The organism is Bacteroides pyogenes DSM 20611 = JCM 6294 (assembly GCF_000428105.1).
Lineage (GTDB): Bacteria > Bacteroidota > Bacteroidia > Bacteroidales > Bacteroidaceae > Bacteroides > Bacteroides pyogenes.
Genome location: NZ_KE386624.1, coordinates 59,152 through 70,799, shown reverse-complemented (window position 1 = coordinate 70,799; position 11,648 = coordinate 59,152). Strand labels below are relative to the sequence as shown.

General features: G+C 44.5%; 5 protein-coding genes and 1 pseudogene. All 6 read left to right on the top strand.

Annotation, left to right across the window (positions count from 1 at the left end):
• On the top strand, window positions 1-309 hold a 309-nt coding region (locus C234_RS0114200; RefSeq protein ID WP_027326295.1), incomplete at its 5' end, for a tyrosine-type recombinase/integrase.
• Window positions 310-892: 583 nt separating this feature from the next.
• Window positions 893-4,027: a collagen-like domain-containing protein gene (locus C234_RS16895; RefSeq protein WP_161625919.1), complete on the top strand. Its 3,135-nt coding sequence runs from the start codon at window positions 893-895 to the stop codon at window positions 4,025-4,027.
• Window positions 4,028-4,050: 23 nt separating this feature from the next.
• Window positions 4,051-5,253: an OmpA family protein gene (locus C234_RS16595; RefSeq protein ID WP_034538526.1), complete on the top strand. Its 1,203-nt coding sequence runs from the start codon at window positions 4,051-4,053 to the stop codon at window positions 5,251-5,253.
• A 442-nt stretch (window positions 5,254-5,695) separates the two neighbouring features.
• Window positions 5,696-6,634, top strand: a complete 939-nt coding sequence (locus tag C234_RS0114180; protein WP_027326294.1) for a tyrosine-type recombinase/integrase — start codon at window positions 5,696-5,698, stop codon at window positions 6,632-6,634.
• A 608-nt stretch (window positions 6,635-7,242) separates the two neighbouring features.
• Complete coding sequence (locus C234_RS0114170; RefSeq protein WP_027326293.1) at window positions 7,243-10,893, top strand: V-type ATP synthase subunit I domain-containing protein; 3,651 nt, start codon at window positions 7,243-7,245, stop codon at window positions 10,891-10,893.
• A 185-nt stretch (window positions 10,894-11,078) separates the two neighbouring features.
• Window positions 11,079-11,531: pseudogene (locus C234_RS16590) on the top strand (tyrosine-type recombinase/integrase); the annotation flags it as partial.
• Between the last annotated feature and the right edge of the window lie 117 nt (window positions 11,532-11,648).

Below are 11,648 nucleotides of genomic sequence, written 5' to 3'. Positions count from 1 at the left end.
CGGGAAGGCAGTCGCGAGGCATACCGCGAGTATCAGCTGGCATTGCGCAGCTTCAACTACCGTCTGGCATTATTGGGTAAGCGTCTCGGCCTTGCCGACCGGCTTAGTTCGTACACCGCCCGTCACACATGGGCCACCACGGCTTACCATTGCGAGATACACCCCGGCATCATTTCCGAAGCCATGGGCCATTCTTCCATTACGGTGACGGAAACTTATTTGAAACCTTTCAGAAATAAGAAAATTGATGAAGCCAACAGAAGGGTAGTCGATTTTGTAAAACGTTCAGGGTATGTGCTCTCTGTGTAAAGTTACGGCCCGTTACTTGATAGGTAACGGGGGAGGAATATGTCGCAAAGATGAACATTATTCTGAAAATAAGCAAATAAAAAAAGTTTTTTTCTTTTAAAAATAAACAATTAAATGAATACAATACACAAGTTTTAGAGCGGATGTTAATCTTTTATAGACTATAAATAAAAAAATAACACAACAATTCCTTTGTAATAGAATTTGGGTTATTTCTATTTCCTCAAAACACTTCGTCCTTTCATAGTCAAAGGATAATGTGAACACTTCTTTGTTTATTTTATTTATTCTTTTTCTTCTTGCTGCAATAATCATTTGCCATCATGGACAATTCCCCCGTTACCTATCAAGTAACGGGAAGTTTAGAGTATATCATGAAACCTTACTTGAACTATAAATGAAGTGCAGAAACATTGTTTGATATTATATTTCGAAAACTATGAATGATAGCTGTTATTTACTAATTAGAATTGACAATTTAACTATTATACTATAGATCATTAGTGAATTTCTAAACTTAACTACTTAATTTAAGAAAATGAGAAGTAAACAAACATTTTTTTTATCAATAATCAGTTTGTTATTGATAGGTTGGGCAACGTCTTGCACGGATGTTGACATTACCATGCCCAAGGGGCCGAAAGGAGACACAGGACTTTCAGCGTATGAGTTCTGGAAGGAAAAAGTGGCCGACGGCACGATCGATTGGCCTAAGAACGAAGTGGAAGTGACCGACTTCTTCAAATACCTTAAAGGTAAGGACGGTAAAGACGGCAAGAGCGCTTACGAAGTGTGGAAAGAAGAAATCGCTACGGGTAACGTGGACGATCCGCACAACCCCGGAAAGAAATGGGATCCGGCGAAGAATACCGTATCCGACTTCTGGAAGTTCCTGACGGGAGCCACCGGCGAGAACGGACAGACACCGCACATCGGTGAGAACGGCAACTGGTGGATAGGCGACGTGGATACCAAGGTTCCCGCACACGGTAAAGACGGCAAACCGGGAGAGCCCGGCAAGGATGCCGAACCTCCTGTGGTGACCATTGGCGCAAACGGCAACTGGTTCATCGACGGCGTGGATACCGGCAAACCTTCGAAAGGCGAGGACGGTAAGGACGGCAAGACTCCTACCGTGACTATCGGCGCTAACAATAACTGGTTCATCGACGGCAAAGACACAGGCAAACCGGCTGTGGGTAAAGACGGAAAGTCGCCCGAAGTAGCCATCGGCGAGAACGGCAACTGGTGGATCAACGGCAAAGACACGGGCAAACCGGCTTACGGAAAGAAAGGTGACAACGGCAAGAGCGCGTACGAACTTTGGAAAGAAGAAGTGGCGGCAGGTTATGCCGGAACGGGACCGAAGGTGAAAGATCCGAAGAACCCGACAGAGGATTGGCCGCAGGATAAAGTTTCTCAAGCCGACTTCTGGGAATTCCTCCGCGGAGCCGACGGCAAGAGCGCGTATGAAATCTGGAAAGAAAAGGTTCTCGACGGCACGATCGACTGGCCGAAGGATGAAGTGGAAGTGACCGACTTCTTCAAGTTCCTGAAAGGTAAGGACGGTAAAGACGGCATAGACGGCAAGAGCGCTTACGAGGTGTGGAAGGAAGAAATCGCTACGGGTAACGTGGACGATCCGCACAACCCCGGAAATAAATGGGATCCGAACAAGAACACGATATCCGACTTCTGGAAGTTCCTGACGGGAGCCACCGGCGAGAACGGACAGACGCCGCACATCGGCGAGAACGGCAACTGGTGGATAGGCGACGTGGATACCAAGGTTCCCGCACGCGGTAAAGACGGCAAACCGGGAGAGCCCGGCAAGGATGCCGAACCTCCTGTGGTGACCATCGGCGCAAACGGCAACTGGTTCATCGACGGCGTGGATACCGGCAAACCTTCGAAAGGCGAGGACGGTAAAGACGGCAAGACTCCTACCGTGACTATCGGCGCTAACAATAACTGGTTCATCGACGGCAAAGACACAGGTAAACCGGCTGTGGGTAAAGACGGAAAGTCGCCCGAAGTAGCCATCGGCGAGAACGGCAATTGGTGGATTGACGGGAAAGACACGGGCAAACCGGCTTACGGCAAAGATGGCAAACCTGGCGAAGACGGTAAGGACGGCAAGAGTGCGTATGAACTTTGGAAAGAAGAAATAGCAGGAGGAAAAACTCCCGATCCACACAATCCCGGAGTGATGTGGGATCCGAATAAGAATACTGTAGCCGACTTCTGGGAATTCCTTCGCGGTAAAGACGGAAAAGATGGACAAGACGGGCAAGACGGTGAGCCGGGAATTTCTATTGAGATAGGAAAAGCGAATGTATTGCCTGTGTACTACAATGGTACTCTTAAAGAGTATGTAGATCCTAAAGATGGCTCTGTGATATTCCAAGTTTTTGATAAAGAAGGGAAAAAAGTAGCACAAGGTGCCAAAGTAAAGGGACTGCCCGGTGTGAAAAACCAAGATAAGGAATATGTGACAGATAAAGATGGTAGATTTACTGTTCCGGCAACAGATCTTCCTAACAATGAGGATATTTCTAAAAGAAAAGGAGCGCCGAAGTTAGTATTGATTAATGACAAACCGGAAGATGCAGCGGCAAATACAGAAGTTCCCAACAAAATTCTGACTCGCATCAATGCAGAGATGGTATATCCGCGCCAGATGACAACGGGGTTGAGTTATGCAAGTATGTACGATTCTCATTTTGTAGTGGTACATTATAAATATGAGAGATGTGTAGATGGTGTGTGGGGAATGTATCCGACTGAATATCCTGAACCGGAACTCAAAGTAGTAAAGGTGAAAAATGTAAAAGCTGATATTGAAGCAGCAGATTTAGAAACAGGCGATTGGAGCAAATGGAAAGTGAAGAACCTTTATGGAAATTTTGTAAATGCCAAGAAAGTAGCACTTATTCACCGTCCTATAGTACTTACCGAGTCAGAGAAAAACGGGGAAGAAATGAATTATCCGTCTCCGAATCCGGGCTTCACGGAAGTAGCTACTCTGAATAAAAACTTGACAAAAATCAAAGAGTATGAGTGGAATGAAGTTAAGAATTATTTTTCTATTCAGGGGAGTAAATATTTCTACGGAGAAACTCCGATAATGCCGAGTCCTGTTCATATTCCTGAGATATATCCTGCTCCTGTGACAAAAACGGCTTCCTTGGATATGAAACTGGGGATAACATACATGTGGGGAACTCTTGATAAAACGTCCTTTAAGCCTTTCTACTTGAAATACAAGAAGCCGGCTACAGTTGGCGGCATATGGGAAATCACCCAAGAAGAAGCTAAAAAATTGGAGACATTCAAGAATGCAGATGGAGATTCTAAAAAGGATGGAGTAAATATCAGAGTTCTTATGACTAAAAAGATTGGCTCAGGGGCAGGAAACACCGTTCAAGATCGCTTCTGCAAAAGTCTTAATGATGATTATCAGTTCTATTTGGATTCAACTTTGCCGGAGAACTATTTTGCAACAACCATATGGGTGCCGGATGCAAAAGGTAAGGTAACTCATGGGGAAGTGGTTGATCAGATGATTGCTCCGGACTATGTACTCTATAGAGTTGTACCTGACTTTAAACTTACCAAGGAGGATACACCTGATAAGTATTATAGAAAGAAGGTCTTCAAGACAACGGATAAAATAGAGGTAGAGCAAAAGGCTACGCCTACTGGTTGGCCCAAATAAATAGAATTTAAAGAAAAATAATCATGAAATTAGTATATAAACTTTATGTATGTTTGTTAGTCCTGTTATTAATAGGGACTGCTGCATTAAAAGCTCAAAATGCCGACCAAGATACCCGGCAGCGCAAGCCTAAGCGCGCATGGGAAATCGGTGCCGGCGGAATGTTGATCAATTGGGACAGGGTTTCGGTGACAGGATTCCAAAGTACTCCCGATCAGTACCTTTATCACCTCAAGGTGAAACATCTCTTGGGCGGGGCGAACCTTTACATAGCTCGTGAATTGAACCGCTGGTTCTACCTCGACTTGCAAGGGACGGCAGGCTTCGCCGGCAAGGAAGAGGGCACTTCCAACGACAGCAAGAACAACTATACGCTCATGGGCGGACTCGGTTTGCAATGGCGTCTGAGCCCCATGTTCAGGTCGAAGTACGTAGAGCCTTACCTGCGTGTGGGTGGAAACGTGTTGCACAAAAACTTCCTGACCACCGGAACGGGAGTGTTCTACAACGATCCCACAGGGCAGGCGGGTTGGATTTCCGACGATACATGGAACGAGAAAGGTTACTCGCACGACAAGAAAACTTATTTCCCCGTATCGTTCGGAGCAGGTGTGAACGCATGGCTGAACAACTCTCTCGGATTGGGTTTGCAGGGCGAATACCTCACTCCCTTCAATAAGAAGGCTCCCCGTTTTGCCCAGATCACCCTGCGTGTGATGTGGCGCATCGGCGGACACGACAAGCGTCCGGCACCGGTGGTGCGATACGTGGAAGTGGACAGACCGGTGGAACGCATTGTGGAACGGATTGTGGAAAAAGAAGTACGTGTTCCTGCCGAACGTAACATTTGCGAAATGTTCGACAACGTGAACTTCGAGTTCGACAAATATGTGCTTACCGCCGAGTCGGAAACGATTCTCGACAAAGCTGCTGATATTCTGAAAGAGAATATCGGTTCACGCTTCCTGATTACGGGGTATACCGACGCCCGGGGAACGGACGCTTACAACATGCAGCTCTCGCGTAACAGGGCGAAAGCCGTTGTGGACGCGCTCGTGAAGAGAGGTGTGCCGGCGGATATGCTCAAGTGGCGAGGTGTGGGCAAGCGCGCCGTATCGGTTCCGGCAAGCGAATCCGTCAACGTCCGGCTGGGCGACCGCAAGGTGACTATCGAGCGGATCACGAAATCGGAATATTGGAATAAGCTGCCCGACCGGCAAGATTGATGCTGTATTGATTTTCCTAAATCTGACCTTAGATTAAAAAGAGATAGCTCACTAAAGTCTTTAAACGTTGTACTCATGCAGCTATCTCGAGGATGCCCGGACACCCCTTACGGGCATCCTCTTTTTTTTTATTTCGTTTTTCTTCATGTCAGTCTTTTCGCATTGAGTTTCGTAGAATGCATATTGTAAGGTACAAAAAATCATGATTAGGAATGATTTTGATTTTGAATATTTCACTTTGCACCCATTCCTTCCCCTGTTTTATGTAGTTTTTCATGAATCTGTCGTTTGAACTAATAATAAAAAATATCAAAAAAAACAACAAAACTATAGTCGAAAACGGTTGCTGTTCTTCATTTTTGTAGTTATTTTGAAAGGTTATTTTACCATTTTCGTTATTTCTATTTATAATATAGAACCTTTTTTACATGTATTTTTATTTATGAACAGCTTTATTTTATTCATGAGACAGGTTGCGGGCGAACTTCAGCACTCCGGCAATCAGGGAACCGCCCATGTTTATCGCAGCAGTCTGAACGCGATTCTCGCTTTTCAGGGCGGCGAGTCGTTGGGTTTTCGCGACATTACCCCCGAATGGTTGAAGAAGTTCGAGATCAGCCTTCGTGCCCGCGGTTGCAGTTGGAACACCGTATCCACTTATCTGCGCACGTTGCGTGCCGTTTACAACCGTGCGGTGGACCGTTGCAAGGCTGAGCACGTGCCCCGCCTGTTCCGTTCGGTCTACACCGGCACCCGTGCCGACCGCCGCAAGGCCCTCGACGGCGACGAGATGCGCAAAGTGCTCGGCAGCCTCCCCCGGGAAGGTTCCGTACCCCCGCCGTTGAAGCGCGCGCAAGAGCTTTTCGCGCTCATGTTCCTGCTTCGCGGTTTGCCGTTTGTCGATTTGGCCTATCTGCGCAAAAGCGATTTGCGGGGTAATGTCATCACCTACCGCCGCCGTAAGACCGGTCGCTCCCTGTCGGTGACGCTCACTCCCGAAGCCATGCTGCTGCTGAAAAAGCACAAAGACCGCAACCCCCACAGCCCCTACCTTTTCCCGATTCTTCGGAGCCGGGAAGGCAGTCGCGAGGCATACCGCGAGTATCAGCTGGCATTGCGCAGCTTCAACTACCGTCTGGCATTATTGGGTAAGCGTCTCGGCCTTGCCGACCGGCTTAGTTCGTACACCGCCCGTCACACATGGGCCACCACGGCTTACCATTGCGAGATACACCCCGGCATCATTTCCGAAGCCATGGGGCATTCTTCCATTACGGTGACGGAAACTTATTTGAAACCTTTCAGAAACAAGAAAATTGATGAAGCCAACAGAAGGGTAGTCGATTTTGTAAAACGTTCAGGATATGGATTAGTAGTCTGATTTTTTGTCTGTTACTTCGTAGGTAACGGGGTGAATAACGGTGCAAATATGAGTATATTTCTGAAAAGAAACAAACAAAATTGTTTTTTTTTTCAAAAGAACGACTAAAAAAGAGAATATATCTGGCAAAACATATGAATTCTTGATTTTAGGGATTTGTTGACCTCTAATTTTTGAAAAAAGACTCCCTCCCCTCTGCCGCCATCCGGAAGCAGGGGTAATACATTTTTCGACTTTTTTAAGAGTTTTTCCATACCATAGATGCTTTAAAAGCGTCCGGGCAAAGGTTTTCCCGTTACCTACGAAGTAACGGTTTGGAATGACTCAAACATGTACATTACTACTTTTTTATATATGCAATGATAAAAACAATAAATAAAGATGAAAGGTGCGAAGACGGCATACTATCGGTCATATATATGGCTTTGCTTTGCGGAATGCTTATTGGAGCTTTTTGGGGAGTATTAATAGGCTATTTATGTGCGAGTACGATAATTACATAAACGTATAAAGAGCAAATGAAAAATGAGATATTAAATTAATTATAGAAGTTGAATGAGAGAACCAATTTTATTTTTCCTTTAATTTATAAATTAAAAGTTTTTATTATGAACAAAAAGTTTTTAAGTGTTGCCCTGTTCGGCGCATTACTTGCGACTACTACAGGTACATTCACGTCTTGTAAAGACTACGATGACGACATCAAGGGCTTGCAAGAGCAGATTGACAAAAAGGGAGCTGCGATGGAGACCATTGCAAACCAGCTCAAAACTTTGGAGTCTGCTTTAGATGCCGCTAAGACAACTGCTGATGCCGCTAAAGATGCTGCCGCTAAAGCGCAAGCTGCAGCTGATGCTGCTAAAACAGCCGGTGACGATGCTATGGCCAAAGCTCAAGAAGCTGAAGCAAAAGCTCAAACTGCAATTGCTGCGGCTGCAACTGCGAAAACAGAAGCTATAGAAGCAGCTAAAGCTGAAATAGCTACTTTGAAGACTTTGCTTGAGGAACAAATTGCAGGCAAGGTGAGTCAAGATGTGTACGATGCTGCCGTTGCTGCTTTGGGCGGTAGAATCGATGGTATTCAAGAAGGTCTGAATACGCTTAAGACCGGTGCTGTTGCTAAAAATACCAAGGACATTGAGGATATTTTCAAACTTATCGGTACCTCTACCGCATTGGAGCAGGATTTGCTTACTCAGATCAGAGCTCTGCAAGCATATCAGGAACTGAGTGAAGGTATGTTTGAAGAACAAGGCGACAAATTGGAACAACTTCGTGCCGATCTTGGAGTTGCCGAGGGTAAAATAGACAAGCTTTGGAAGGAAATATTTACCGAGGGAACCGGATTGAAAGCCTTGATTGCTACACTGCGTCAAGATTTCAACGCGCTCAAGGAGAGAGTTGAAAGAGAATTGCCGCAGATACGGGAGGAATTGACAAACATCAAGGGCGATATCACAAGTATCAATAAAAAGATTAGTGAGGAGATTATGCCCGATTTGGCAATGCTCCATACACTGATCACTTCGCGTTTGACAAGCATTAAATTTGCTCCTAACTATTTTGTTGATGGAATCGAAGCTATCAAATTCAATTCTTTGAATTATGATGCCATGCCGGCAAATGAGAATGCGGAGATTCCGGGAGTATATAAACATTCTACCGCCAACTTAGCTACTGCCAGCTATCATTTCAATCCTGTAAGCTTTAAGCTGAAAAATGCAGATTATCAGTATATTGATCGTCGGGCTGAACTTGGAACGTTTTACCAATATGTAACCGGACGAGGGCGCGCCCTTAATACCAGCAGTTTGGTTGAAATAGAAGGAGAACCGGTATTGAATCCCGTGACAGGTACGGTAGATTTCCAATTACGTCGCTTGAACGCATGGAGCAACATGTTACCCAATGATAATGAATGGAATAAAATCAATATCATTGCTTTGCAGGCTATGTTGAAAGGCGAGGCCATTGATAAAGAAGAAACAGACGTTATTATTACTTCTCCCTATGTGGCGGTTAAAGACTTCATTTTGAGTAAAAAGGATGTTCGTATTGCTGATAAAGCAACTTTGGAAGACGGCGATAACGCTCATTATGCTTTGACTTTCAATGCATGTAAAGATCAAGAAGCCCGTTATAAGATGGCTTATGACAAAACTTTCGATTTGAAGGAATTGGTTGCTACTTGCTTCGCTAATGGTAATCATGAAGAATTCCCTGTTGCAGACTATAAGTTGTCATATCGGTTTGCCGTAGCAAGCTCTGAGTACAATATTTCTTCGGAGGGAACTCAAACCAATCAGCAGGAATGGATTAAGTGTAACGATGCGGAAAAAGGAATTTTCCAGGCAGAAGGTTTTAATAAAGAGGCTATTGGCCGTACTCCGATCCTCAAAGTTGAATTGGTTGACGAGGCTGGTCGCGTTGTTCGTCGCGGTTTTGTGAAAGTGGAAATTGTAGCGGTGAAAGTACCTGATATGTATATCGGCGCCGGTATCTCCTATGACGACATTGTTTACAAATGTGAGAGCACTTTAACCGAGAAATATGAAATCTCAGAAAGATACATGCGTGAAAACTTGTATCGTGTGATTACCAACGGTAAAGAAACAGGAATGAGCCATGAAGAATTCTGGAGTATATATGAACTGGAAAAAGCGGAAGTAACTAAGAATGGTTCGGCTTCCAATATCTCCAAACCGCAGCTTATTGCAGGTGTATCCGAACAAGGCACGGCTACTAAAAAAGTAACTTGGCAGTTCAAACATGGTGAAGTAGGTGCTATCGGTGCCGGAGGAGCTAATTTAGTGGCTACGCTGGTTGTTAAGAACAAGCTTGCTTCTTCTGAATATCCGCAAAGAGTATTCTTCAAATTCAATGTGAAAGTGGTATTGCCGCAATTTACACTGAATAAGAAAGAGAATGATCTTTATTGGGAAAAAGACGGTGACACATACGTAGCATATAGAGTGAACGTGGCAGTTCCGCAAACTCCTGAATCACCGGCTGAGGAATGTGTATTCAAGAGATCTATATTGGAAGCTTATTCTACCTATCAAGTGAATATGCCAGCGGGTACATGTACCGAAGATAAATATGAAATAATTAGGACTTATAATAACGGTACTCCTACTTCTACTGTGATGGCGGGTGTGAAACTTGATGGTGTTATTATTTCTTTGGATAAGAGTAATGAAGCAGTGAAAAAAGCTCTGAACAGTTCGAAAGGTCTGCAGGCTGTAGTTGCACACAAATACAAACTTAATAGCGGTGATGTTATCACTGTAAATGAGTTTATGGTAACATTCATCCGTCCTGTGAACTTGAATATGCCTGGTGGCGTTGAAGTTACCGATGCGGTTGATGGTGGTGATGTAGCTGATTTCCAACACAATGGTCTGCTGACAGACTGGAGAGGTGAGCCTATTGTAGCTCCTTATTGGGAGAAACTGAATAAAACTGTAGGATTCTGGGAAAACACTTACGTTCCTCAATATGCTTGGACAGAAGGTCATTACGAGCTTGTGAAAGAGGCTGAGTTTAGTGTTGAGACAGGTACAGTTTCATTCACTGCCGGTGTGAATCTTACCATGTACACGGGTCATGCAACATATAAAATAAAGAAAATTGGTGGCTTAATTGTATGGGGAAATAAAACGTTCTACGTGAATGAACCTAAGTTGACTAAGGATGCAGTAGATGCTGATCTCGAAGCACAAGTTCAAAGCTTTATCGGCCAGCATAATCTTTACAGTAACTATGAGAAAGTAGGTGAAACTGAATACACTGAAGTGAAGATCCTTGAAGGTCAGGAGGTTGAGTATACTTATATTAAAGATATCAAGTATGTGCCTGCTGAGTACGAATGGGTTCCGGGAGAATGGACAGAAGTTCCTCATACTCCTACTGCTATGCCTGAGTATGACGGTACAACTAACGGACAAACCTCTGGTGACTGGAAGTGGGTGATTAAGACGAAAATTACTGATAACTGGGTTGCCGGTAAATATTGGGATTTCTACGGACCATTCACTGATGTTAAGCTTGATGTGACTAAGGCTACGACAAGCTTGGAATACAACAATCATCAATTGCCTTCCGGAGCTACACTGGTACAGGATGGTAACACAGTGAGATATGAAAACGTTGGTTCTCCTGTAGGATATAAGTATACGATTACTATACCTGCTACCGTAACTTACGGTTGGGGAACGACTTCTGCCAAGCTGGTTATCACTGTAAATCCGAAAAGATAAATCAAGAAGAGTTCTTTGAAGAGCTTTGATAATTGACTAAAAGAAAGGTGTTCTCTTTCCGAAAGGGAACACCTTTATACTAATAAAAACGGTCTTTGTGTTTTCTCTCTTGTTATGAGATGAGCTGGAGGGTTGTTTGAGTGAGAATGCAACGATTGTTTTGATAAGATTTGTTTAATCTTCATTTACGGGGTAATGTCATCACCTACCGCCGCCGCAAGACCGGTCGCTCCCTGTCGGTGACGCTCACTCCCGAAGCCATACTGCTGCTGAAAAAGCACAAGGACCGCAACCCCCACAGCCCCTACCTTTTCCCGATTCTTCGGAGTCGGGAAGGCAGTCGCGAGGCATACCGCGAGTATCAGCTGGCATTGCGCAGCTTCAACTACCGTCTGGCATTATTGGGTAAGCGTCTCGGCCTTGCCGACCGGCTTAGTTCGTACACCGCCCGTCACACATGGGCCACCACGGCTTACCATTGCGAGATACACCCCGGCATCATTTCCGAAGCCATGGGGCATTCTTCCATTACGGTGACGGAAACTTATTTGAAACCTTTCAGAAACAAGAAAATTGATGAAGCCAACAGAAGGGTAGTCGATTTTGTAAAACGTTCAGGATATGGATTAGTAGTCTGATTTTTTGTCTGTTACTTTGTAGGTAACGGGAAAATATTGGGTGCAAATATGAGTATTTTTCTTTCAAAAAACAAATAAAATTCTTTTTTTTTCAGATTAACGATAAAAAAAAGAACA

Excerpts from the sequence above, each read along its gene's own strand:
- C234_RS16595 (WP_034538526.1), top strand. The coding sequence starts at position 4,051 with ATGAAATTAGTATATAAACTTTATGTATGTTTGTTAGTCCTGTTATTA.
- C234_RS0114180 (WP_027326294.1), top strand. The coding sequence starts at position 5,696 with ATGAACAGCTTTATTTTATTCATGAGACAGGTTGCGGGCGAACTTCAG.
- C234_RS0114170 (WP_027326293.1), top strand. The coding sequence starts at position 7,243 with ATGAACAAAAAGTTTTTAAGTGTTGCCCTGTTCGGCGCATTACTTGCG.